The sequence below is a fragment of the Pseudomonas sp. URIL14HWK12:I12 genome, from assembly GCF_003097135.1.
GTDB lineage: Bacteria > Pseudomonadota > Gammaproteobacteria > Pseudomonadales > Pseudomonadaceae > Aquipseudomonas.
Window position 1 is genome coordinate 221,999 of the sequence record NZ_QEQL01000002.1, and the last position, 24,568, is coordinate 246,566.

The 24,568-nt window shown below is 62.9% G+C and carries 22 protein-coding genes and 1 pseudogene; 15 read left to right on the plus strand and 8 right to left on the minus strand.

Annotated elements, in window-relative coordinates:
* Positions 1-2: 2 nt before the first annotated feature.
* The 3 genes from ftsA to lpxC all read left to right on the plus strand — a co-directional run bounded on the left by ftsA (position 3) and on the right by lpxC (position 3,549).
* Positions 3-1,262, plus strand: a complete 1,260-nt coding sequence (ftsA, locus tag F474_RS08055; RefSeq protein WP_097088927.1) for a cell division protein FtsA — start codon at positions 3-5, stop codon at positions 1,260-1,262.
* 60 nt (positions 1,263-1,322) lie between these two features.
* Complete coding sequence (gene ftsZ / locus F474_RS08060; RefSeq protein ID WP_097088929.1) at positions 1,323-2,525, plus strand: cell division protein FtsZ; 1,203 nt, start codon at positions 1,323-1,325, stop codon at positions 2,523-2,525.
* Between the two features lie 112 nt (positions 2,526-2,637).
* Complete coding sequence (lpxC, locus tag F474_RS08065; RefSeq protein ID WP_097088931.1) at positions 2,638-3,549, plus strand: UDP-3-O-acyl-N-acetylglucosamine deacetylase; 912 nt, start codon at positions 2,638-2,640, stop codon at positions 3,547-3,549.
* Positions 3,550-3,651: 102 nt separating this feature from the next.
* Here the strand turns inward: lpxC and F474_RS08070 are convergent, their stop codons facing one another.
* Positions 3,652-4,104 carry a DciA family protein gene (locus tag F474_RS08070; RefSeq protein ID WP_097088933.1) on the minus strand — a complete coding sequence of 151 codons (453 nt, stop codon included), beginning with the start codon at positions 4,102-4,104 and terminating at the stop codon, positions 3,652-3,654.
* Between the two features lie 286 nt (positions 4,105-4,390).
* Here F474_RS08070 and secA point away from each other — a divergent pair, with 286 nt between their 5' ends.
* The 8 genes from secA to F474_RS08110 all read left to right on the plus strand — a co-directional run bounded on the left by secA (position 4,391) and on the right by F474_RS08110 (position 13,572).
* Positions 4,391-7,138 (plus strand): preprotein translocase subunit SecA, encoded by a 2,748-nt coding sequence (gene secA, locus F474_RS08075; protein ID WP_097088935.1) that lies wholly within the window; start codon positions 4,391-4,393, stop codon positions 7,136-7,138.
* A gap of 100 nt (positions 7,139-7,238) precedes the next feature.
* Positions 7,239-8,456 (plus strand): bifunctional glutamate N-acetyltransferase/amino-acid acetyltransferase ArgJ, encoded by a 1,218-nt coding sequence (gene argJ / locus F474_RS08080; RefSeq protein ID WP_097088938.1) that lies wholly within the window; start codon positions 7,239-7,241, stop codon positions 8,454-8,456.
* Between the two features lie 24 nt (positions 8,457-8,480).
* Complete coding sequence (locus F474_RS08085; protein WP_097088941.1) at positions 8,481-9,095, plus strand: glutathione S-transferase family protein; 615 nt, start codon at positions 8,481-8,483, stop codon at positions 9,093-9,095.
* Positions 9,092-10,036 carry a Nudix family hydrolase gene (locus F474_RS08090; protein ID WP_097088943.1) on the plus strand — a complete coding sequence of 315 codons (945 nt, stop codon included), beginning with the start codon at positions 9,092-9,094 and terminating at the stop codon, positions 10,034-10,036. Before F474_RS08085 ends, F474_RS08090 begins: the two co-directional genes overlap by 4 nt.
* Positions 10,037-10,127: 91 nt before the next feature.
* On the plus strand, positions 10,128-10,859 hold the full coding sequence (locus F474_RS08095; RefSeq protein WP_097089046.1) for a TetR/AcrR family transcriptional regulator: 732 nt from the start codon (positions 10,128-10,130) through the stop codon (positions 10,857-10,859).
* Positions 10,860-10,875: 16 nt separating this feature from the next.
* Positions 10,876-11,424: a hypothetical protein gene (locus F474_RS08100; protein ID WP_097088945.1), complete on the plus strand. Its 549-nt coding sequence runs from the start codon at positions 10,876-10,878 to the stop codon at positions 11,422-11,424.
* A 14-nt stretch (positions 11,425-11,438) separates the two neighbouring features.
* The gene (locus F474_RS08105) at positions 11,439-12,716 is read left to right on the plus strand and encodes a flavohemoglobin expression-modulating QEGLA motif protein (RefSeq protein WP_097088947.1); all 1,278 of its coding nucleotides are present in this window, start codon (positions 11,439-11,441) and stop codon (positions 12,714-12,716) included.
* 10 nt (positions 12,717-12,726) lie between these two features.
* Positions 12,727-13,572: an alpha/beta hydrolase gene (locus F474_RS08110; protein WP_097088950.1), complete on the plus strand. Its 846-nt coding sequence runs from the start codon at positions 12,727-12,729 to the stop codon at positions 13,570-13,572.
* On the opposite strand, the gene F474_RS08115 is transcribed toward F474_RS08110, so the two are convergent.
* Entirely contained in the window at positions 13,538-14,500 is a 963-nt protein-coding gene (locus F474_RS08115; RefSeq protein WP_256577842.1) for a LysR family transcriptional regulator, read from the minus strand. The two genes, F474_RS08110 and F474_RS08115, sit on opposite strands and share 35 nt — an antisense overlap.
* An 87-nt stretch (positions 14,501-14,587) precedes the next feature.
* Here F474_RS08115 and F474_RS08120 point away from each other — a divergent pair, with 87 nt between their 5' ends.
* On the plus strand, positions 14,588-15,325 hold the full coding sequence (locus tag F474_RS08120; RefSeq protein WP_097088952.1) for an SDR family oxidoreductase: 738 nt from the start codon (positions 14,588-14,590) through the stop codon (positions 15,323-15,325).
* Positions 15,326-15,334: 9 nt separating this feature from the next.
* Here F474_RS08120 and F474_RS08125 read toward each other — a convergent pair whose 3' ends face one another.
* The 4 genes from F474_RS08125 to F474_RS08140 are packed head-to-tail and all read right to left on the minus strand — an operon-like array spanning position 15,335 to position 19,802.
* Positions 15,335-15,901, minus strand: coding sequence for a cob(I)yrinic acid a,c-diamide adenosyltransferase (locus F474_RS08125; protein WP_097088954.1), 567 nt, complete (start codon positions 15,899-15,901; stop codon positions 15,335-15,337).
* A gap of 3 nt (positions 15,902-15,904) precedes the next feature.
* Positions 15,905-17,911 carry an ATP-binding protein gene (locus F474_RS08130; protein WP_097088956.1) on the minus strand — a complete coding sequence of 669 codons (2,007 nt, stop codon included), beginning with the start codon at positions 17,909-17,911 and terminating at the stop codon, positions 15,905-15,907.
* Positions 17,912-17,953: 42 nt separating this feature from the next.
* Positions 17,954-18,850 carry a putative 2-dehydropantoate 2-reductase gene (locus F474_RS08135; RefSeq protein ID WP_097088959.1) on the minus strand — a complete coding sequence of 299 codons (897 nt, stop codon included), beginning with the start codon at positions 18,848-18,850 and terminating at the stop codon, positions 17,954-17,956.
* A 1-nt stretch (position 18,851) separates the two neighbouring features.
* Positions 18,852-19,802: a diguanylate cyclase domain-containing protein gene (locus tag F474_RS08140; protein WP_097088960.1), complete on the minus strand. Its 951-nt coding sequence runs from the start codon at positions 19,800-19,802 to the stop codon at positions 18,852-18,854.
* A gap of 203 nt (positions 19,803-20,005) precedes the next feature.
* On the opposite strand from F474_RS08140, the gene F474_RS08145 reads away from it, so the two are divergent.
* Positions 20,006-20,485, plus strand: coding sequence for a YajQ family cyclic di-GMP-binding protein (locus tag F474_RS08145; RefSeq protein WP_097088963.1), 480 nt, complete (start codon positions 20,006-20,008; stop codon positions 20,483-20,485).
* Between the two features lie 106 nt (positions 20,486-20,591).
* Entirely contained in the window at positions 20,592-21,443 is an 852-nt protein-coding gene (locus F474_RS08150) for a mechanosensitive ion channel family protein (RefSeq protein ID WP_097088965.1), read from the plus strand.
* Positions 21,444-21,567: 124 nt separating this feature from the next.
* Here the strand turns inward: F474_RS08150 and F474_RS08155 are convergent.
* Positions 21,568-23,040: pseudogene (locus F474_RS08155) on the minus strand (AmpG family muropeptide MFS transporter); the annotation flags it as partial.
* Between the two features lie 45 nt (positions 23,041-23,085).
* Positions 23,086-23,457 (minus strand): MGMT family protein, encoded by a 372-nt coding sequence (locus tag F474_RS08160; RefSeq protein ID WP_097089051.1) that lies wholly within the window; start codon positions 23,455-23,457, stop codon positions 23,086-23,088.
* A gap of 75 nt (positions 23,458-23,532) precedes the next feature.
* Here F474_RS08160 and F474_RS08165 point away from each other — a divergent pair, with 75 nt between their 5' ends.
* Positions 23,533-24,552, plus strand: coding sequence for a DUF481 domain-containing protein (locus F474_RS08165; RefSeq protein ID WP_097088969.1), 1,020 nt, complete (start codon positions 23,533-23,535; stop codon positions 24,550-24,552).
* The last annotated feature ends 16 nt before the right edge of the window (positions 24,553-24,568 follow it).

Here is a 24,568-nt window from a genome sequence, read left to right on the forward strand (position 1 = left end):
CAATGGCAAACGCGCATAGCGGAAAAATGATCGTCGGGCTCGATATCGGCACGTCCAAGGTGGTGGCGCTGGTAGGCGAAGTTGCGGCGGACGGTACCCTGGAAATCGTCGGTATCGGCACCCACCCTTCCCGTGGTTTGAAAAAAGGCGTGGTGGTCAACATCGAGTCGACGGTGCAGTCGATCCAGCGCGCGGTCGAAGAAGCACAGCTCATGGCCGGTTGCCGTATCCACTCGGCATTCGTGGGCGTTGCCGGCAACCATATCCGCAGCCTTAACTCCCACGGCATCGTTGCCATTCGCGACCGTGAAGTGAGCACTGCCGACCTCGAGCGCGTGCTCGATGCCGCTCAGGCGGTGGCCATCCCTGCCGACCAGCGCGTGCTGCACACGCTGCCGCAGGACTACGTGATCGATAACCAGGAAGGCGTCCGCGAGCCATTGGGCATGTCGGGTGTACGCCTGGAGGCCAAGGTGCATGTGGTGACCTGCGCTGTGAACGCTGCGCAGAACATCGAAAAATGCGTGCGCCGCTGCGGCCTGGAAATCGACGACATCATCCTCGAGCAGCTGGCCTCGGCCTACTCGGTGCTTACCGATGACGAAAAAGAGCTGGGTGTGTGCCTGGTGGACATCGGGGGTGGCACTACCGACATCGCCATCTTCACCGAAGGGGCCATTCGCCATACCGCGGTGATCCCGATCGCCGGCGACCAGGTTACCAACGACATCGCCATGGCGCTGCGTACCCCGACCCAGTACGCCGAAGAGATCAAGATCCGCTATGCCTGCTGCCTGGCAAAACTTGCAGGCGCCGGTGAAACCATCAAGGTGCCGAGCGTCGGCGATCGCCCGCCGCGGGAACTGTCACGTCAGGCCCTGGCCGAAGTGGTCGAGCCCCGCTACGACGAGCTGTTCACCCTGATCCAGGCTGAACTGCGCCGCAGCGGCTACGAAGACCTGATCCCGGCCGGCATTGTGCTCACTGGCGGTACCTCGAAGATGGAAGGGGCGGTGGAGCTGGCTGAAGAGATCTTTCACATGCCGGTGCGCCTGGGCGTACCGCACAGTGTGCGCGGGCTGGACGATGTGATCCGCAACCCCATCTATTCCACAGGCGTAGGGTTGTTGACCTACGGCCTGCACAAGCAGTCCGAGGGTGTGACGCTGACCGGCCTGACCGGCAACAGTGGCTACACCAGCGAGGAACCCAAGGCCCCGGTGCTGGAGCGCATCAAGCGCTGGGTCCAAGGCAATTTCTGATTCAGATTCATCAGCAGTAGCAGTAGGCGAAAAACTAAATAGAACTACAGGAGAGGGAACATGTTCGAGCTCGTAGACAACATTCCGCAAAGCCCGGTCATCAAAGTGATCGGCGTCGGTGGTGGCGGCGGTAACGCGGTCAACCACATGGTCAAGAGCAACATCGAGGGCGTCGAGTTCATCTGCGCCAACACCGATGCTCAGGCGCTCAAGAACATTGGCGCACGCACCGTGCTGCAGTTGGGTACCGGCGTGACCAAGGGCCTGGGCGCAGGCGCCAACCCCGAAGTCGGCCGCCAGGCTGCGATGGAAGACCGCGAGCGCATCGCTGAAGTGCTGCAAGGCACCAACATGGTCTTCATCACCACCGGCATGGGTGGCGGCACCGGCACTGGCGCCGCGCCGATCATCGCCGAAGTGGCCAAGGAGATGGGTATCCTCACCGTGGCAGTGGTGACTCGCCCCTTCCCGTTCGAAGGCCGCAAGCGCATGCAGATCGCCGATGAAGGCATCCGGGCGCTGCAGGACAGCGTCGACTCGTTGATCACCATTCCCAACGAGAAGCTGCTGACCATCCTGGGTAAAGACGCCAGCCTGCTGAGCGCCTTCGCCAAAGCCGATGACGTACTGGCCGGCGCCGTTCGCGGTATTTCCGACATCATCAAGCGCCCTGGCATGATCAACGTCGACTTCGCCGACGTGCGCACCGTCATGAGCGAGATGGGCATGGCCATGATGGGTACTGGCGCTGCCAGCGGCCCGAACCGCGCCCGCGAGGCGACCGAGGCTGCAATCCGTAACCCGCTGCTCGAAGACGTCAACCTGCAAGGTGCCCGCGGCATTCTGGTCAACATCACTGCCGGCCCGGACCTGTCGCTGGGCGAATACTCCGACGTGGGTAACATCATCGAGGCATTCGCTTCCGATCACGCAATGGTCAAGGTGGGTACCGTCATCGACCCAGACATGCGCGATGAGCTGCATGTCACCGTGGTCGCAACTGGCCTCGGCGCACGTATCGAGAAGCCCACCAAGGTGGTCGACAACACCCTGCAGGCCTCGCCAGTTCCGCAAACCGCACAGGTTCAGCAGCCTGCAGCCCAGCGCCCAGAGCAGCCGGCCGTGAACTACCGCGACCTGGACCGCCCGACGGTGCTGCGCAACCAGGCTCACGGCGGTGCTGCCACTGCAGCGAAAATCAATCCCAATGACGACCTGGACTACCTGGACATCCCGGCCTTCCTGCGTCGTCAAGCCGATTGATTTTCCTAATCAGGAGTATAAGGGTGATTGGTGTTCAGCAAAGGCGGGGTCTGTTATGATCCCCAGCCTTTGTTGATACTCGATCGCACTCTGCGCTGAAGCGGCCACTGCCATGATTAAACAACGCACTCTGAAGAACATCATCCGTGCCACGGGCGTGGGCCTCCATTCCGGGGAGAAGGTTTACCTGACCCTCAAGCCTGCACCTGTGGATACCGGTATCGTGTTCTGCCGTACCGACCTGGACCCTGTTGTCCAGGTGCCTGCCTACGCATTGAACGTCGGTGAAACCACCATGTCGACCACCCTGTTCAAGGGTGACGTCAAGGTCGACACCGTCGAGCACCTGCTGTCGGCAATGGCCGGGCTGGGAATCGATAACGCCTACGTCGAGCTCTCGGCTTCGGAAGTGCCGATCATGGATGGCAGCGCCGGCCCATTCGTATTCCTGATCCAGTCCGCAGGGCTGGAAGAACAGGACGCGCCGAAGAAATTCATCCGTATTCTGCGGGAAGTCACCGTACGGGAAGGCGACAAGCACGCCACTTTCCTTCCGTTCGAAGGCTTCAAGGTCAGTTTCGAGATATTCTTCGATCACCCTGTGTTCAAGGATCGCACCCAGACCGCCAGCGTCGATTTCTCCAGTACCTCGTTCGTCAAGGAAGTCAGCCGTGCCCGCACGTTCGGCTTCATCAGCGATCTCGAGTACATGCGCAAGCACAATCGTGCTCTGGGCGGTAGCGTCGAAAACGCTATCGTCGTAGACCGCGAAGGCGTGTTGAACGAAGACGGCCTTCGTTATGAAGACGAGTTCGTCAAGCACAAGATCCTTGATGCCATCGGCGACCTGTACCTGCTGGGCAAGAGCCTCATCGGCGAATACCACGGGTTCAAATCCGGGCACGCGCTGAACAACCGCCTGCTGCGTCAGCTGTTGTCCGAGCCCGATGCGTTCGAAGTGGTGACATTCGAAGATGCCAGCACTGCGCCTATTTCCTATATGCGTCCGGTTGCTGCGGTCTGAGTTACAAACTCTCTCCTAAGCTACAACTTCAAGGCCACCTCAACGGTGGCCTTTTTTATTGGCGCGCCAAACAACGCGGGGCAATTTTTAGGGGCGACACCTTCAGCGTTTGGTAGCGCGACTGGCCAGCCGCTCCAGTGCAGCGCGCAGCGCAGGGTTGGTGATGCCCTCTGCAGTATCCTGAAGGCTTTCAGCTGCGTTCGCAGATAAGGCCGAGGACGAACCTGCCACCTGGGCCTGGGTCGTTGGTGGCCTCACTTTGAACAGCACGCGGCTAAGGCCCGCGAACTCGGGGATTGCCTGCAAATCCCTGAGCAATCGCCGTTGCTGATAGCGCAGACGGGTCGCCCAGTGGCTGTCGGTCACGATCAGCAGCAAGGTGCCTTCTCGCCAGCTGGCCAGCCGGCAATGTGCACGGGCGGCGGGCTGCAGTTGGCTGTCGAGCAGGCGCTGCAACTGGGTAATGCGCAAAGTCTGGTTGAACAGCGCCTTGAGCGGGCGCGCTTCACGCAACAGAACCAGCGGTTCGCGCGCGGCGTGTGGGCGAAAGGCCATAAGCAGCTGGGCATGAGAGGGAGGAGGGCTGATCTTAACAGAAACCGCAGGCGCGGCCGCTCGCCTGAGCATCGCTTCATGACGAATGTTTCAGCCGCCTTGAAGTTCGTGCAAACGCCCTTATTGTGTAACCGCCCTGTAAAAGCGCTGTGCCAGTACCGTGGTCATCACCACTTTCCTCACCGGCATTTCGGGGTAGAATGCTCGTTCGCGTGCGGCCATGAGGGCTGCTCGGGCGACTCCTGGGGGCCGCCCTCCATCCCTATGTGTGGAAGATCCAGCCAATATGTTTTCGCCTTTGTTGAAGAAACTTTTCGGGAGCAAGAACGAGCGTGAGGTCAAGCGCATGCTCAAGACGGTCAATACCGTCAATGCGCTCGAAGAGCAGATGGTCGCTCTCTCGGATGAACAGCTGCGCGGCAAGACCGAAGCGTTCAGGGAGCGCCTTGCCAAAGGTGAAACGCTCGATCAGTTGCTCCCTGAAGCTTTCGCGGTGTGCCGTGAGGCCGGCAAACGTGTCATGGGCATGCGCCACTTCGATGTTCAGCTGATCGGCGGCATGACGCTGCACGAGGGCAACATCGCCGAAATGCGTACCGGTGAAGGCAAAACCCTGGTCGGTACCTTGGCGGTGTACCTCAACGCGCTGTCGGGCAAAGGCGTTCACGTGGTCACGGTCAACGATTACCTGGCTCGCCGCGACGCTAACTGGATGCGCCCGCTGTATGAGTTCCTCGGCCTGTCGGTCGGCATCGTGATGCCGTTCCAGCCCCCGGAAGAGAAGCGCGCCGCCTACGCCAGCGATATCACCTACGGTACCAACAACGAATTCGGTTTCGACTACCTGCGCGACAACATGGCCTTCAGCCTGGAAGACAAGTTCCAGCGCGAGCTGAATTTCGCCGTGATCGACGAAGTCGACTCCATCCTGATCGACGAAGCCCGTACCCCGCTGATCATCTCCGGCCAGGCCGAAGACAGCTCGCGCCTGTACATCGAGATCAACAAGTTGATCCCGCAGCTCAAGCAGCACGTCGAGGAAGTCGAAGGCCAGGTCACCGAAGAAGGCCACTACACCATCGACGAGAAGGCGCGCCAGGTCGAGCTCAACGAGGCCGGGCACCAGTTCATCGAAGAAATGCTGACCCGTGTCGGCCTGCTGGCCGAAGGCGAGAGCCTGTACTCGGCGCACAACCTGGGCCTGCTGACCCACGTCTACGCCGCCCTGCGCGCGCACAAGCTGTTCAACCGCAACATCGAATACATCGTGCAGGAAGGCCAGATCGTGCTGGTCGATGAGCACACCGGCCGCACCATGCCCGGCCGTCGCCTCTCCGAAGGCCTGCACCAGGCCATCGAGGCGAAGGAAAACGTCAACATCCAGGCCGAAAGCCAGACGCTGGCGTCCACCACCTTCCAGAACTACTTCCGCCTCTACACCAAGTTGTCGGGCATGACCGGTACCGCCGACACCGAGGCTTTCGAATTCCAGCAGATCTACAACCTGCCGGTGGTGGTCATCCCGCCGAACCGTCCGTTGGCGCGTAAAGACTTCAACGACCTGGTGTACCTGACCGCCGAGGAGAAGTACGCAGCCATCGTCGCCGACATCAAGGAGAGCATGGCCAAGGGCCGGCCGGTGCTGGTGGGTACCGCCACCATCGAGACCTCCGAGCACATGGCGGCGCTGTTGCGCCAGGAAGGCATCGAGCACAAGGTGCTCAACGCCAAGTTCCACGAAAAGGAAGCCGAGATCATCGCTCAGGCCGGCCGCCCCGGTGCACTGACCATCGCCACCAACATGGCTGGCCGGGGTACCGACATCCTCCTGGGTGGCAACTGGGAAGTGGAAGTCGCCGCGCTCGAGAACCCCAGCGAGGAGCAGATCGCGCAGATCAAAGCTGATTGGCAGAAACGCCATCAACAGGTGCTGGAAGCGGGCGGCTTGCATGTGATCGCCTCCGAGCGCCATGAATCGCGCCGTATCGACAACCAGTTGCGTGGCCGTGCCGGCCGCCAGGGCGACGCCGGTTCGAGCCGCTTCTACCTGTCGCTGGAAGACCCGCTGATGCGTATCTTCGCCTCCGACCGCGTCAAGAGCTTCATGAAAGCCTTGGGCATGCAATCGGGCGAAGCCATTGAGCACCGGATGGTCACCAACGCCATCGAGAAGGCCCAGCGCAAGGTAGAAGGCCGCAACTTCGATATCCGCAAGCAGTTGCTCGAGTACGACGACGTCAACAACGAGCAGCGCAAGGTCATCTACCACATGCGTAATACGCTGCTGGCGGCCGATAACATCGGCGAGACCATCGCAGCGTTCCGCCAGGAAGCGCTCGACGCCGTGGTGGCTCAGTACATCCCGCCGCAATCGCTGCCCGAGCAGTGGGACATCGCCGGTTTGGAAGCCGCGCTGGCAAGCGACTTCGCCGTCAAGCTGCCGATCCAGCAATGGCTCGACGAAGACGACAAGCTCTACGAAGAAACCCTGCGCGAAAAACTGCTGGCCGAGATCCTGGCCGCTTACATGGAAAAAGAAGACCAGGCCAGCGCCGATGCGCTGCGCACCTTCGAGAAGCAGATCCTGCTGCGTGTGCTCGACGACCTGTGGAAAGACCACCTCTCCACCATGGACCACCTGCGCCACGGTATCCACCTGCGCGGCTATGCACAGAAGAACCCCAAGCAGGAGTACAAGCGCGAATCCTTCGCCTTGTTCCAGGAACTGCTCGATTCAATCAAGCGCGACACCATCCGAGTACTCTCGCACGTTCAAGTGCGCCGCGAAGACCCTGCCGAGGAAGAAGCGCGCCTGCGCCGCGAAGCCGAAGCACTGGCTGAGCGCATGCAGTTCCAGCACGCCGAGGCCCCTGGCCTGGAACAGCCTGAAGCGCTAGAGGAGGGTGATGACGTCGCCGTAGCGGTCGCCACTGCTCAGGCGCCGGCCCGCAACGACCAGAAGCTTGGGCGCAACGAGCTGTGCTGGTGCGGCTCGGGCAAGAAGTTCAAGCACTGCCACGGCCGCATCGAGTAACCTCGAGCGCGCTTTGCCCGTTCGCCGCGCCGGCTCTGCCGCCGCGGCGTTTTACTATCCTGTTCGCCACGTCTTGTCCATTTCACTAAGGAGCGTTTCCATGGCTGTCGGTCTTGGCCCATTGCCCACTCTGCACCCGGTCCCCGGCTTCGAACTCGGCATCGCTTCGGCGGGTATCAAGCGCCCGGGCCGTAAAGACGTGGTGGTGATGCGCTGCGCCGAAGGCTCCAGTGTCGCGGGTGTGTTCACCCTCAACGCGTTCTGCGCAGCGCCAGTGATCATTGCCAAGCAACGGGTGAGCGGCGAGGTTCGCTATTTCCTGACCAACACCGGTAACGCCAACGCCGGCACCGGCGCGCCTGGTCTCGAGGCGGCTAAGCGCACCTGTGCAAGCCTTGCGAAACTGGCAGGTGTCGACGCCAGCGCCGTGCTGCCGTTCTCCACGGGTGTGATCGGCGAACCGCTGCCGGTCGAGAAGATCGAAGGGGCGCTGCAGGCCGCTCTGGACGACCTCTCGGAGGGCAACTGGGCCGAAGCCGCCATCGGCATCATGACCACCGACACGCTGCCCAAGGGTGCCAGCCGCCAGTTTACCCACGAAGGTGTGACGGTGACCGTGACCGGTATCAGCAAGGGCGCCGGGATGATCCGCCCGAACATGGCCACCATGCTTGGGTATATCGCCACCGACGCCAAGGTAGCCCCGGCGGTGCTCAAAGACCTGATCCTGGACGGCGCCAACAAGTCGTTCAACCGCATCACCATCGACGGCGATACCTCCACCAACGACTGCTGCATGCTGGTTGCCACCGGCAAGGCCAACCTGCCCGAGGTGACCGAAGCCCGGGGCCCTGTGTTCGAGGCGCTCAAAAAGGCGGTGTTCGAGGTGTGCATGGAGGTGGCGCAGGCCATCGTGCGCGACGGTGAAGGCGCAACCAAGTTCGTTACCGTGAACGTCAAGGGCGGTCGCAATCATCAAGAGTGCCTGGATGTCGGCTACGCCGTGGCTCACTCCCCGCTGATCAAGACCGCGCTGTTCGCCTCCGACCCGAACTGGGGCCGCATTCTGGCAGCGGTTGGCCGCGCCGGTGTGCCTGAGCTGGATGTCAGCAAGATCGATGTGTACCTGGGTGATGTGTGTATCGCACGGCAGGGCGGCCGAGCGGATAGCTATACCGAAGCGCAGGGCGCGGAGGTGATGGCTCGCGAGGAAATCACCATCGGCATCGAGCTGGGCCGTGGTGAGTGCTCCGAGACCATCTGGACCACCGACCTGTCCCATGAATACGTGAAGATCAACGCCGAGTACCGTACCTGAGCCCCACGCGACAAGGAGTTCGCCATGCAGCTGGTCATTGCCGATAAACGTTATTCGTCCTGGTCGCTGCGCGGCTGGCTCGCCGTGCAGATGGCCGGTGAGCCTTTCGAGGAGATCCTCGTGCGGCTCTACCGGCCCGATACCCGTGCACGCCTGCTTACCCACTCAGGTGCAGGCAAGGTGCCCATTCTCAAGACCGCCCATGGCGTGATCGCCGATAGCCTGGCCATTGCCGAGTATTTGGCCGAACGCCACGCCGGCCTATGGCCGGAGAGTGTCGCCGCACGGGCCATGGCGCGGTCGGCTTGCGCCCAGATGCACAGTGGCTTTACCGCCTTGCGCCAGGCCATGCCCTTCGACCTGCAGCACGATGCTGCGCTGCAGGACGTCTCGGCGCAGCTGCAGGCCGACCTGGACCGCATGTTCGAGCTGCTCGCCGAGTGCCGCGCCGCGCGCACCAGCGACGGCCCATGGCTGTTCGGCGAGCAGAGCCTGGCCGATGCCTATTTCGCGCCGATCGCGGTGCGTTTACGCAGCTATCAGGTCGCGCTGCCTGGCGAGCTTGCGGTGTGGGCCGACACCATCTACCAGTGGCCGGCCTTCAAGGCCTGGCAAGCCGCTGGCCTGGAGGAAACGTGAAACGTATACATGTAGTCGCTGCGGTGATTCGCGGCGAAGATGGCCGAATCCTGATTGCCCGGCGCAGTGACTCGCAGCACCAAGGCGGGCTCTGGGAATTTCCCGGCGGCAAGCTCGAAGCCGGTGAGGCGCCGCAAGCCGGGCTGGCGCGTGAGTTGCGGGAAGAGTTGGGCATCGAGCCAACCCAGGCTCGGCCGCTGATCACCATTGCTCACGATTATCCCGACAAGCAGGTGTTGCTCGATGTGTGGGAAGTGTCCGCCTTCAGCGGCCAGCCCCACGGCGCAGAAGGCCAGCCGTTGGCCTGGGTGAGCCCGCGCGCGCTGGGTGATTATGATTTCCCAGCTGCCAATGAGCCGATCGTCGCGGCAGCGAAGCTGCCATCGCAGTACCTGATCACCCCGGAGGGCCTGGAAGGGCCGGCGCTGCTCAAGGGTATCCAGGCGGCGGTAGCGCAGGGCACCGGGCTTGTGCAGTTGCGCGCGCCGAACATCTATGACCCCCAGTACCGAGACCTTGCCGTGGATGCAGTAGGGCTGTGCGCTGGCAAGGCACAACTGATGCTGAAAGGGCCCTTGGAGTGGACCGGCGACTTCCCTGCCGCCGGCTGGCACCTCACTGCCGAGCAACTGCGCAAATACGCCAGCAATGGCCGGCCCTTCCCGAAACACCGCTGGTTGGCAGCGTCCTGCCACAGTGCCGAAGAGCTTGAGCTCGCCGAGCGCATAGGCGTGGACTTCGTCACACTTTCCCCTGTGCAAGCGACCCAGACGCACCCGGAGGCACAGCCGCTGGGCTGGGACGCGGCGCGGCGGCTGGTCGCTGCTTTCGGCCGGCCGGTGTTCCTGCTTGGGGGCATGAGCCCGGCCGACCAGGCACGTGCCTGGGAAATCGGCGCGCAGGGTGTGGCAGGCATTCGAGGGTTCTGGCCCGCGGCCTGAGTGGCGGTGGTGCTCGCCGCCGCCCACCGATTCCGGCAAAATGGCGCCTTGCCATAAACGGAACGGCACTCCATCACCGAGGACTCAAAGGATCGTGAACGTCGCAAGCCAACCCGGCGCCGCCAATGTCGCCAACACCGTTGCCAGCAACGTGCGTTATCAGGGCCGCAAGGCCAGCCGCCAAGGCAGCGAGCAGCGACGCCAGGAGATTCTCGATGCGGCCATGCGCATCGTGGTGCGCGATGGGGTAAGGGGGGTGCGCCACCGTGCGGTGGCTGCCGAGGCGGGCGTGCCGCTGTCGGCCACCACCTACTACTTCAAGGACATCGAAGACCTGCTGGCTGACACCTTCGCCCGCTACGTTGAGCGCAGCGCCGAATACATGGCCAAGCTATGGGAAACCACCGAAGCCATCCTGCTTGACCTGATCGCCGAGGGCGATGGCAGCCCCGCAGCCAAGGCTCGGCTGGCCGACGAGATCGCGCAGATGGTCACTGATTACGTGCGCAAGCAGGTCGCCTCCCGGCGCGATTACCTGATGGCCGAGCAGGCGTTTCGCCAGGAAGCCCTGCTCACGTCGCGCCTGGCAGGGTTGGTGGTGGATTATCAAGCTATCCTGCTCAGCGGGGCCTGCCAGATCCTCAACGTGCTGGGCTCCCCGCAGCCCGAGCAGGATGCGCAAGTGCTCAGCGCGATCATTGCTCGCATGGAATATCAGGCACTTCTCGAGGCGGAGCTGCCGCCTGGCAAACTACCGGCGGTCAACGACCCTTCGTTGGCCACCATTACCCGCTACATGCATTTGGTACTGGCTTCTGCCTGACCCCCAGGAGGTCGTTATGGCGCTGTTGCGAACAGGTTTGGCGTGCATTGCGTTGCTGTTGCTGGGCGGCTGCCTGGCCACCTTCGATGCCCCGCTGACGGGCGGCGAAAAGGCCCCTCCGGGTTTGTTGGGCCATTGGGTGGCCCGCGATGCCTGGGGCGAGCATGTGAACCTTGAAATCCGCAAGGTCGGCGAGCGTCAGTATCGTGCGGTCAGTTCCGGGGCAGGCCAGGGGCCACGTGAAGAGGCCGTGTTTCGCGTCAGCCATCATGGCGAGCGCTGGTATGCAACCACCGTATTGCCTGCGGCCTTTGGCGGTCGTCGCGCGCTGGTGGGCTTCGAGCTCAACGAACAAGGTGAGCTGGTGGTCTACAACCTGAGCGTGGATGAAATCAAGCAAGCCATCGCCGGAGGCGAACTGGCCGGGCAGCCGTTTTCCAATGAGCAGGGCGACGGCGTGGCCGTCAGCAGCTCGGCGCAACAGGTGTTCGCCTGGCTCGACGACCCGGCACATTCCGATGCTTTCAACGAAATCGCCCGCTACCGGCGCGATAGCCGCAACTGAACCAGGAGCCGCCGTTGGACGAATACCAGCAAACGGTGCGGGCGCTGTCCGACCGGATCGTCGCTGCCCAGGCACCCATTCGGGTACTGGACGCCGTGAAATGGGACGACAAGGTCAAGCAGGCCTTCCTGGCAGCCAAAGGCAAGGCGCTGCCTGAGGTCGACCGCGCCTATTACCAGGGGCGCCCGCTCGGCTTCGATGCCACGGCAGTCAAGCAGGAATTCCAGAGCATCGAACGCGATGTCACTCGCCACCTGGGCCAGTTCAACCCGGTCGGGCAGATCATGCGGCGCATGTGCAAGGAATACCGCATGGTGGTGCGCATGCTCGAAGCGCGCGGCACCGAGGATTTCGGGCTGATCTCGCAGGAGCTGTATGGGGCCGCCTCCGATGCCTTCCACGCCGGTGACCCCACCCTGGCAGACCTGGCGATGATGCTGTCGAACTACCTGGATAACATCGACGGCCGTGGCGATTTGAAAGATGAGCCCAAAACCCTTGATGCCAAGGCCGCCGTGAGCCTGCTGCAAAGCCGGCTCAACCGCACCTTCGGCGAGGCCGAAGACACCATCCGTGTGTTCGAGTCCGATGGCATCGTTGCCGACGCCGCCGCCGGGGCCGACTACATCAAGGTGCGTGCCGATGCGATGTTCAACGAGCGGGACGTTCGGGCGCTGGAGGTGCATGAGGGCCTGGTGCATGTCGGGACCACGCTCAATGGCCTGAACCAGCCGATCTGCACGTTCCTGGCCAAGGGGCCGCCGTCTTCGACAGTGACCCAGGAAGGGCTGGCAATCCTGATGGAGGTAATCGCGTTCGCCTCCTACCCCAGCCGCTTGCGCAAGTTGACCAACCGCACCCGGGCGATCCACATGGTGGAGGAGGGTGCGGATTTTCTCGAAGTGTTCGGCTTCTTCCGCGAGCAGGGCTTCGGCATGCCGGAGAGCTATGCCAATGCCAGCCGGGTATTTCGAGGCTCGGTGCCCGCCGGGCTGCCTTTTACCAAGGACTTGTCCTATCTGAAAGGCTTCATCATGGTCTACAACTACATCCAGCTCGCAGTGCGCAAAGGCAAGCTGGAGCAGGTGCCGCTGCTGTTTTGCGGCAAGACTACCCTTGAAGACATGCGTACCTTGCGCCAGCTGGTCGAAGAAGGCCTGGTAGCGCCGCCGAAATACCTGCCCGAACAGTTTCGCGACATGAACGCGCTGTCAGCGTGGATGTGTTTCTCCAACTTCCTCAACCACCTGAGCCTGGACCGCATTGAAGCGGATTATTCGAATATTCTTTAGCGCCGGCTGGATGCTGGCGTTGGTTGGGTGCAGCGGCCTGCTGTTCTACCCCGAGCGCCAGGTGCCCATCACGCCGAGTGCCGCCAAGCTCGCCTGGGAGCCTGTGACGCTGACCACTTCCGACGGCCTTCGGTTGAGTGGCTGGTGGCTGCCGGCCAAGCCGGGGGTGCCGCTCAACGGCACGGTGCTGCACCTGCACGGCAACGGTGGCAACCTGGCCTGGCACCTGGGCGGCGTGGCCTGGCTGCCCGCGCAGGGCTACCAGGTGCTGATGCTCGACTACCGCGGCTATGGCCGGTCCGAAGGCAAGCCGGCCTTACCTGCTATCTACCAGGACATCGATGCCGCCATGGCGTGGCTGGATGCTCGGGCTCAAGTGCAAGGCACGCCTCGCGTACTGCTCGGCCAGAGCCTGGGCGGCGCGATGGCGGTGCATTACCTGGCGACCCACCCTGAGCAGCGCAAGCGCTTCGCCGCACTGGTGCTCGACGACGCACCGGCCAGCTACCGGGGCGCGGCCCGCACCGCCTTGGCCAGTGCCTGGGCAACCTGGCCATTGCAGGTGCCGCTGAGCTGGGTGATTCCCGATGGCGACAGCGCCGTGAGCAGCGCCCCCCAGCTGACGGGTTTGCCAAAGCTTGTGTTCCAGAGCCTGGACGACCCCATCGTGCCGCTGCACAACGGCATCGAGTTGTACAAGGCGCTGCCACCCCCTCGCGTGCTGCAGCTCACCCGAGGCGGCCATGTGCAGACGTTCGCCGACCCGACCTGGCGCCAGGTCATGCTGGCTTTCTTGCGTGACCCTGAGCACTTCGACGGCATCAGGCGCTTGGGCGAGATACCGAACTATCCATAGCGGCTGGGGGCAGGGGGCCGAAGCGTTCCTCGTACACGTGCCTTGCCCAGTCGATGAACACTCGCACCCGTGCCGACAGTTGCCGCCGATAGGGGTACAGCGCGGTCACTGCCATCGGCGGGCTCTGCCATTGGGCAAGCACTTGCACCAAGCGGCCGGCAGCCAGGTCATCCTCGACGTGATAACGCGGCAATTGCACCAGCCCGCAGCCCTGGAGGGCACACACCCCGTAGCTTTCTGCGTCGTTGACAGCCATCCAGCCTTTGGCGGGGAAGGTTCGAAGCGCCTGATCGACATAGAGCTCGAAAGGGTAGTCGCTGCCATTGCCCGACACGAAGCGCACGGCCTGATGGCTGGCCAGCTCATCGGGATGGGACGGGATGCCGTGCGCACTCAGGTAGGCGGGGCTGGCGCAGATCACCTGCGGCATGCTTGCCAGCGGCCGGGCCACCAGCGCCGAGTCGCGTGGCGTGCCGGCGCGGATGACGCAGTCGATACCTTCGCTGATCAAGTCCGCCAGCCTGTCGCTGCAGCCCACCGTCAGTGCAATTCGCGGGTAGCGCTCGTGAAACTGGGCGATGTGGGGCAGCAAGATGCGTGAGGCCTGGGTGCCGCTGATGTCTACCCGAAGCGGGCCGCCGGGGCTGCGCGCGACATTGCGCAGGGAAGACTCGGCCTCGCACAATTCATCGAGAATGAACACGCAGCGTTCGTAGAAAGCTTGCCCCTCTGGCGTAGGGCGCACGTGGCGAGTGCTGCGTTCGAGCAGGCGGGTGGCAAGGCTGGCCTCGAGTTGCTTGATCGCGTGGGTGGCAGTGGCCCGTGGAATGCCCAGGCCCTCGGCGGCACGGGTAAAGCTGCCGGCTTCCACGATGCGGGTGAACAACTGCAGTGAAGTGAGGCGGTCCATGGCGTTGTTGAGGCTCATTGAACAGTGTTGCCCATTCTGCTGCATTTATCGCCCTGGCTGAAATAGGCCACACTGGCCTTGCATTCAATTCCGAAGAGGCCCGATATGACACAAGACACGATCCCGGTGGCGTTGGTGACCGGTGGTTCTCGCGGTATTGGCCGCGCTATTTCGCTGCGCCTGGCCCAGGACGGCTTTGCGATCGCCGTCAATTATGCTGGTAACGCCCAGGCGGCGCAGGCGACGGTGCAAGCCATTCAGGCCGCCGGCGGCCGCGCGATGGCGGTGCAAGGCGATGTTGCCGACCCGGCGGCGGTGGCCTCGATGTTCGACGCTGCGCAGGCCTTTGGCCCCCTGCAGGTGGTGGTCAACAGTGCCGGCGTCATGGCCATGGCGCCGATCGACAGTGCCCAGGTGGGCAGCTTCGACCGCATGATCGCTACCAACCTGCGCGGCGCGTTTCTGGTGCTGGCCGAGGCGGCGCGGCGGCTGGAGGAAGGTGGGCGGATCATCGCCCTATCGAGCAGCGTGATCGCCAAGGCGTTCCCCGGCTACGGCCCCTACATCGCCAGCAAGGCTGGGGTCGAGGGCCTGGTGAAGGTGCTTGCCAACGAATTGCGCGGGCGTGGGATCACTGCCAACGTCATCGCGCCCGGGCCGGTGGAAACGGAGCTGTTTCTCAATGGCAAGAGTGCCGAAACCCTGGAGCAGATCGCCCAGATGGCACCGATGCAGCGTATCGGCCAGCCGGAGGAGATCGCTGGGGCGGTGGCCTTCCTGGCGGGCCCCGACGGCCAGTGGGTGAACGCGCAGGTGCTGCGCGTCAACGGCGGCATGGCCTGAGGCAGGGCTTCAACTGCGCGGTGGGCGCGATTGCCAGAGCACTTCGCTGACACCTTCACGCCGGCCGATGATGCGCGCGGCGACGAAAAGCAGGTCCGAGAGGCGATTGATGTAGGCCAGCCCAAACCCTTCGAGGGGCTCCAAGGCATTGAGCGCCTGGCACCGTCGTTCGGCGGCGCGAGCCTGGCTTCGGCACAAGTGCGCCTGCGCTACACGCAGGCTGCCGCCCGGAAGGATGAAATTCTCCAGCGGGCCAAGCTCTTCGTTCCAGCGGTCGATCGCCCCTTCGAGCTGCTCGATATCCACCGCTGCCAGCGCTTGATAGCCGGGCATGGCCAATTCGCCGCCCAGGTCGAACAACCGATGCTGGCAGGGCGCAAGCAGTGCATGCACCTCAGCCAGCGCCGGGTCGCCTGCCAACTGGGCCAGTAATAGCCCCAACTGGCTGTTGAGCGTGTCCACCTCGCCGATGGCCTCGACACGCGGATGGTCCTTTGGCACTCGGCGGCCGTCGCCTAGCCCGGTCTGCCCTTGATCACCGGCGCGGGTGTAGATCTTCGACAATCGATAACTCATGTATCAGCTCCCCGGGGTCGTTTCGGCGGCCTTCAGAGGCAGGCGCAAGGTGAAGCAGGTGCCCACCCCTTGCGTGGACTGCACCTCCATCTGGCCCTTGTGATTGTTGGTGATGATGAAATACGACACCGACAGACCAAGGCCGGTGCCCTGGCCGATGTCCTTGGTAGTGAAGAACGGTTCGAAGGTGCGCTTGCGCACGCTCTCAGGCATGCCCACGCCGTTGTCTTCCACCTGAATCTCCGCCCACGGCCCATTGAGCCGGGTACGCAGCACGATGCGCCCGGGTTCAGCACCTTCGGGCCGCTGGTGGATAGCCTGTGCTGCGTTTTTAAGCAGGTTCAGCAGCACCTGCTCCAGCTCGTTGGCGGTGGCCGGTACAGGGCCCAGCGCCGGGTCGAACTGGCGCACGATGGCCTGGCCTTTGAAGTCGAAGCCCTCGGTGAGGTCGAAGTCGTTACCGGCGATTTCCAACGCTTGGTCGATCAGCGCAGGCAGGTCGCACGGGGCAAGCTGGCGGTCGCTGCGGCGGCTGAACGACAGCATGTGGGTGACGATCTTGGCGGCTCGCGCACCGGCGCTGTAGATGCCGTCGAGCAGTTGCGGCACTTCGCGCAGGTTCAGGTAGCGGTTGACTTCGGCAAGGGGAATGCCGGCCTGGTCGGCCACTTCCTGATTTTTTGCCAGCTCGCTGGACAGGCGCCGGCGAATGTTCTGCACGTTGTGCAGGATCGCGCCCAGAGGGTTGTTGATTTCATGGGCCATGCCGGCGGCCAGGCCACCGACCGAAAGCATTTTCTCCGACTGCACCATCATTTCTTCCAGCGACAGGCGCTGGGTGATGTCGTCGATGCGGATCACCACGCCGCGGCCTGCGCCACCGGTAAGCGGGTAGAAGGTCAGGGCGTAGTGGTGGATAGCGTCGTCACGCGGCCAGGTGACCCGGTCGATCTTGGCGACCCGGTGCTGCTCCACGCAGGCCTTGAGCTGCGGTAGAAACGCTTTGAGTGGCTCGAAAGCGAGGAAGATCGGCTGGTTCAATGCCTCGTCCAGGCGGGTACCGGAAAGCGCGCTGGCTTCCTGGTTCCACTGGGTAACGTACAGCTGATCATCCAGGGCAATCAGCGCCGAAGGCATCGAATCGATGATGCTGTTGAGGTAGTTCTGAAAACCCGTGAGCTTTTTCTCGATCTTGCTGCGCACCTGAACTTCGAGCTCAAGCTTGCGGTTGCTGTTGCGGGTTTGCTCGGCCAGGCCCTGTGCGGCATTGAAAGCGGCCTGAGAATCGTCCCGAGCCCGCTTGAGCTGCTGCTCGCGCGCCTCGATGCGCGAGAGCATGGTGTTGAAGGCTTCCGCCAGGCTACCGATCTCGTCGTGGTTGCCGGGCTGGGCGCGCAGGGCGTAGTTCTCTTCCCGGGTCACTCGGCGGGAGAGCTCTTCGAGCTCATAGATGGGCGCGGTGATCAGGCGGCGGATCTGCCGGGCGATCAGCATCCACAACAGCACGCTGAACACCAGGATGCCGAGGCTGGCGGTCAGCGTACCGGTGTAGAAGGCCACAGGCAGCTCACTGCTGGCCACCAGCAGCAGTTGGCCGCCATTGGGCAGGTCCACCAGTTGATTGCTGCGAAACTCGCTGGCGCGCCAGGGTTGCACGTCGTCGATGCGCGGGGGCAGGCCGAGGTGGCTGCCATGTTGCACCATTGCCAGGCGGTCACCAGTGGTCCCGTAGATCGCCGCCGCGCGCAGGGGCGCGTAGCTGTCGAGTTCGTTGAGCAGCTTCTGAGCGCTGGCGGTGTCTCGGCTGGCGCGTTCGGCCAGTGCCGGGTTGCCGGTGAGCCGGCCGATGGTCTGCAAGGCTTGCGGGGCCATGCTTTCCTGGGAGATCCAGTACGCAGCGCTGATGAAGGTGAGGTTGGCCACCAGCAGCACGGTGATCATCAGCACCAATAGGGCAGCGAGCAATTTCTGCCCGACAGGCAGGTTTTCCAGGCGTTGACGCAGGGGCATGAGGGCGTCCGGTAAAAAGGGAGTGCAGGCGCTAGGAGTGTATCAAACACCGCTGCCCAGGCACGCCGCCAGGCGCTCGGCCAAGGCCTGGAGGGCCGGCAGGTCGAGGCGGTGCAGCCGGCCCTGGCTCAGTGCATAACCCAGCAGGTAGTCCACCTCGGTAGGGCGGCCTGAGCGGACGTCCTGCAGCATGGAGGAATAATTGCCGGCGGTGTCTGCGATCACTTGCCACACCGTTTCGCTCAATCCCGTGGCGGCTTCACTCTGGCCACAAGCCTGCAGCAGCCTTGCAAGCTCCTGGCACAAAGGCTCTACGGCATCACGATGGCTGGCCAGCTCGCCGTTGCGGCAGGCCAGTATGACGGTGAGGGGGTTGATCGCACAGTTGATCGCCAACTTGCGCCACAGCCGTGTGTTGATGGCTAACGTCCATTCGAACGGAATGCGCGCCTGGCGCAGGTCTTCGAGCCACGCCGGCGGCGGCGCGCCATCACCCAGCCAGTTCTGCCCGGTGCCTGCCCGGGTGATCACACCCTCTGGAGAACGCCAGGCGCCTTCGGTGCTTGATACGGCGATGCAGCGCGCCTGAGGCAATGCCCCGGCGACCGCTTGCTGGCTACCCAGGCCATTCTGTAGCAGCAGCACGGTTGCGCCAGGGATCAGTCGGGAGGCCAGCGCCTGGGCGGCGGGCAGGGCGTCGTAGGCTTTGCAGGCCAGCAGCAGATGGGCGATGGGCCCGCAAGTGGCCAGGTCTTCGGCAGGCAGCGGGCAATGGTAATGATTCGGGCCATCGATCAGCCGAAGGCCACCTGCGCGCTGGTACTGCGCGACACGGCCTGCGTCGCGTAGCAGCAAGGTAACGGGCAGCTTCGCCTGGGCCAGGCGGCAGGCCCAGAGCCCGCCCAGGCTACCGGCGCCCAGTACATGCCAGTGAGCCATCTCAGGCGGCCGGCACCATGCGCTTGGCAGTGACGACGCCGGCGGCATGGGAGCGGCACAACAGTTGGGCGGCTTCGCGCTGGAGGTGGGCCGGGTCCATGGGCAGGCAGGCGGCGTCTACCCCCACCAGCGCCACGCCGGCTTCCACTTCAATGGCGCCGGCCGGGGTCAGGAACCCTTTCTGGTTCAGGCCGTCGAACAGGCGCTTGAAGCTGCTCGGCGCGCATTCCTGAAGATCTGCCGGCAGGGTGAGCAGCACGAAGTGATGGTCATCCAGGCGCGCCAGCACATCCAACGGCCGCACCATCTGCTGAAGGCGCCGGGCCACCGACTGCATCAGCTCGTCATGGAAGCCCTGGCCATGGCTTTGCAAGAGGGCAGGGCCGTTGCGTAACCCGATCAGCAGGTAGCACAGCGCACCGCCTCGTGCCTGGATCTGGCGCAGGCTGTCGCCGAGCTTCTGCCGGAGATAACGCTCATTGCCAAGGCCAGTGACCGCATCGACCTGGTTGCGCTGTTCGAGGCTGGCGAGGTTGTCGCGCAGTAAGCGGTTTTCATGTTTCAGGCGCAACAGCAGCCCGCTCAAGTGATCGGCAGCGTGCACTCGCGGCAACAGTTGTTCGACCACCTGGCCTGGGTCGATGACATCGTCCACACCGAAACCGGCGGCCGGGTCCAGCAGTTGGCCACTGCTGCGTTCGTCGACGAGGATGACCCAGGTATAGCGATCATGGCGTTCGTCGAGCTGGCGAATCTGCGAGGTAAGCGCCACACCCTGGCGGCCACTGCTGATCACCACAGCCGGTGCCCGCAGCTCAAGGTGGCGAGCAGCGGCGGTGTGGTCACAGTGGCGCACGTCTTCGTAACCGGCGCCGTTAAGTAAGGTCGCCATGGGTGTGTTGATGGCCGGGTCGTCGTTGACCAGCAGAAGGCTCAGGTGGGTGGTGGGCATGGAGCGCTCGCAATGAAAGGATGAAAACCGCCGCAGTACTGCTACACGACGCTGTCCCATGAGCTTCTGCCGTGAAACCCAGGCATATCGTAATGCTGGCACCCGTTATAATGAGCCGGCATTCGTATCGTCAAGCCGGGCGCACGAGGTGCTTGCGCCCGATGGTCGGATTACCCATTTACCTTCAAACAGGAGAACCTTCAATGCCTTCGTTCGACGTAGTGTCTGAGCTGGACAAGCATGAAGTGACCAACGCGGTCGACAACGCCATCAAGGAACTGGACCGCCGCTACGACCTGCGTGGCAAGGGCAGTTTCACCTTCAAGGAACTGACGGTGAGCCTGACCGCAGAGGCCGAATTTCAGCTCGAAGCGATGCTCGAAATCCTGCGCCTTAGCCTGGTCAAGCGCAAGATCGACGTCCAATGCCTGGAGGTCAAGGATGCCTACGCCTCCGGCAAGGAAATGAAACAGGATGCGGTGCTGCGCGAAGGCATCGACAAGGAGCTGGCCAAGAAGATCGTCAGCCACATCAAGGATGCCAAGCTCAAGGTACAGGCTTCGATCCAGGGTGAGCAGGTGCGCGTTACCGGCAAGAAGCGCGACGACCTGCAAGAGGCGATCGCGCTGTTGCGTGGCCACGAATTCGGCATGCCCCTGCAGTTCAACAACTTCCGCGATTGAGCCGGGCACGGCGAGCGGCGGGGAACCGCAGGCGCCGCCTGGGCGTCGGAAGCTGACTACGGCGGGGGTTGGGCCCCGTCGTGAAGGTATTGGATAGGAGAGTTGAATGGACCTGAACGCCGAAGTCGACCATCTGGTTCGCACCTCGCAATCGTGGATTCCCATGATCATGCAATACAGCAGCCGCGTGCTGTTGGCGATTCTAACCCTGGCCATCGGTTGGTGGCTGATCAACCAGTTGACCCGGCGCGTGGGCAAGCTGCTCGCGATCCGGCACGTCGACCTGGCGCTGCAGAGCTTTATCAGCAGCATTGCCAACATCGCGTTGAAGGTGATGCTGGTGATCAGCGTGGCCTCGATGATCGGCATCGAGACTACGTCATTCGTTGCTGCGATAGGTGCGGCGGGCCTGGCCATCGGTCTGGCGCTGCAAGGTAGCCTGGCCAACTTCGCTGGCGGGGTGCTGATCCTGCTGTTCCGGCCGTTCCGCTTGGGCGACTGGGTCGAGGCGCAAGGCGTAGCCGGTACGGTGGATGCGATTCAAATCTTCCACACCGTGCTGCGCACGGCCGACAACCGCACCGTCATCATTCCCAATGGCCCGCTGTCAAACGGTATCATCACCAACACCAATCGCCAGCCCACTCGCAAGATCCTCTACAACGTCGGCGTCGACTACGATGCAGACCTTGGGAAAGCGTTGGAAATCTTGCTGGAGTTCGGTAAAGACCCGCGTGTGCTGCAGGACCCAGCCCCCGATGCAGCGGTGACCAGCCTGGGCGACAGTTCGATCACCTTGCAACTGCGCCTGTGGACCAACACCTCAGACCTCGGCGGCATGATGAACCGGCTGAACCTGGAAGTGCGTGACCGCCTGCGCGAGGCTGGCATCGACATCCCGTTCCCACAGCGGGTTGTCCGAGTCATTCAGGAAAACAACTCGCAAACTGCCAGCTGAAATCGGCAAGCAGCAAGTCAAAGCAGACCTGGACTAACGTGCAGGTCTGCTTTTTTTTGCTTGAGGCTTGCCACTTGTAGCTAGCAGCTCACTCAGGTTTGGGATGAAAACGCGCCTGGACGATGATGAGAATCAGCGTCGGCAGCCCCATCAGGGCGGTGGCGAGGAAGAAGTTGTGGTAGCCCCATTTCTCCACCATCACCCCTGAGTAGCCGCCGATCAGCCGTGGCAGCAACAGCATGATGGAGCTCAGCAGCGCGTATTGGGTGGCAGAGAATTTCAGGTTGGTCAGGCTGGAGAGGTAGGCCACGAAGGCGGAGGTGGCCATGCCGGAGCTGAAATTATCCAGTGAGATGGTGACTACCAGCATTTCCAGGTTCGGGCCCATGTCACTGAGCATCAGGAACAACAGGTTGGTCCCCGCCGAGGCTACGCCGCCGACGAACAGGATCGGCAGGATCCCGAAACGTACGATCAACAAGCCCCCAGCGCCGGCACCGACCAGGGTCATCACCAGGCCGAACAGCTTGCTGACGCTTGCGATCTGGTCCTTGGTGAAGCCCATGTCGATGTAAAAGACATTGGCCATTACGCCCATGACCGTGTCGCTCATGCGGTAGGTGGCGATCAGGCCCAGCAGCAGCAGCGCCTGCCAGCGGTAGCGCACCATGAAGTCGTTCACCGGCGTCAGCACCGGCGCAAGGCCTTTGCGACCTACTGAAGACAGGCACAGCGCGGTCAGGATGATGTAGAGGATCGCGCGCAGGAACGCGCGGTCTTCGAGCAGCAGGTCCATCAGGCTCAGGGAGCCGTTGAACAGGGCGGCAAAGTCGGTGTTGTAGAGCTGAGTGAACATTGCAGGCACCGAGACCAGCAAGATGATCAGCACCACCACCGAGGCAATCTGGTGCATGAAGTTATAGCGCGCCGCCGACAGTTGCGTGGGCAACGGGACGTCGGGCTCGCGCATCAGCAAGGTGGTCAGCAACGCTGGCAGCATCATCACCCCGAACAGCAGATAAGTGCTGGCCCAGGCGGAGTTCAGATAGGCGAAACCGGTTGAGCCGAAGCCCTCGGCGAAGAAGAGCGCGCCGGCCGTTGCCAGCAGCGCCGCGACACGGTACCCGGCCATGTAGCTCGCCGCCAGCGCGGCCTGGCGGTTGTCGCCGGCGATCTCCAGGCGGTAGGCATCCACTGCGATGTCCTGGGTTGCTGAAGCGAAGGCGACCAGTACGGCAATGGCGATCAGCCAGGGCAGGTGCTTTTGCGGGTCGCAGAAGCTCATACCGATCAAGCCCAGGGTCACCAGGCTCTGGGCAAGTACCAGCCATGACCTGCGCCGCCCAAGCCGGCCCAACCCAGGCAGGCGCCACTGGTCGAGCAGCGGTGACCATACCCACTTGAATGCATAGGCCAAGCCGATCAGGCTGGCATAGCCAATGGTTTCGCGGGCCACGCCCGCCTCGCGTAGCCATACCGACAGGGTCGAGAACACAAGCATGTAGGGCAAGCCGGCGGCAAATCCCAAAAGCAGCAGTACGAGCGTCGACGGGCTGGCGTAGGCGGCCAGGGCGGCTCGCCAGGTTTTACCGGGCATGGGGGTACATCGGCCTCTCGTATTCACGCGAACAAAGGGCGCACTCTAACCGTAGTGATCCGTCGGGCGCCAGCCATGCCGGCGGATATCCACACGATTGTTGGTAATGGCGAGCCCTTCGCCCCGCAACCGTGCACGCTGCTCATCGCCGCTGGGGCTGCCGGCGGCCAGCGAGAGCCTGCCACCAGCACCCAATACCCGGTGCCAGGGTAGCGCCGAGCCCTCCGGCAACTGGCTGAGGGTGCGCCCCACCCAACGCGCCGCACGGCCTAGCCCGGCCATTTCGGCCAATTGCCCATAGGTCACCACACAACCAGAGGGTACCTGCGCCAGCACCGTGTACAGCGCTGCCTTACGCGCATCGTGTAACGCGCCAGTTACGCTTTTATCGCGCGAGGGCAGGAACTCAACGGGCATCATCAGGTCAGTCCACAGTCTGTCGTTATCCTAAGGATAATGCCCAAACCTTCATCTAGCCGAGCCGATTCGCCTATGTTGTCCAGAACCCTTTTGTGCGTCGCCGTTGCATCCGCCTGCGCGCCGGTTTTTGCCGATACCGTGTGGTTGAAAAATGGAGATCGCCTGACGGGCACCATCACGGTGTACGACGGCGGCAAATTGATGCTGACCACCGACTACGGTGGCTCGATTCCGATCGACATGAAAAAGGTCAAGACGCTGCAGAGCGATCGCCAACTGCTGGTCAAGCAGGGCAATGACCGCAAGGAAGAGAATACGGTCTCCAAGACCATCGAGCCGGCCGATGAAGGCAAGGTGGTGATTACCGACGGAGGGGCGCCCGAGACGGTGGATCTGGCCAGTATCCAGCAGATCATGAAGCCCAGGCCGCTGGTGCAGGATTTCACCTGGAAGGGCAGCGCCGATGCCGCGCTGGACTTCAAGCGCGCAGAAAACAACACCGATGATTACAACCTCGCGTTCAAGACCAGCGCGCGCCATGGCCTGTGGCGCCACACCGCCGACGGTGAGTACAACCGCGAGAAAGAAAACGGGCTGACCACCACTGATAACTGGAGCGCCGAGTACGCCCTGGACCGGTTCCTGACCGACAAGTGGTTCTGGCAAACCCGCTTCAATTACAAGCACGACAACGTGGAAGACCTGTCGCGCCAGCGCCAGATCGGTACCGGCCCAGGCTACCAGTTCTGGGATGACGAGCTCGGTGCCTTCAGCCTCGGCTCCCTGATCAACAACAACCGCTATCAGTTCTCCGACGGTACGTCCGACAGCTTCTATTCGGCGTCGCTGAAGTGGGACTACAACCGCTACCTGATCGGCAAGACCTTTGAGCTGTTCAGCACCGGTGAACTGGGCAAGCCGCTGTCGGATGCCGCCGACTACAGCCTGGATGCCGAAGTGGGCCTGCGCTACAAGGTCACCGAATGGGCTTCGCTGAACGTGAAGTATGAAAAAGACCTCATCACCGGTACCAAAGACAACAACGACCTGAGCAGCAGCCGCTACACCGCAGGCTTCGGCGTTACCTGGTAAGCCCGGGGCCTGTGGT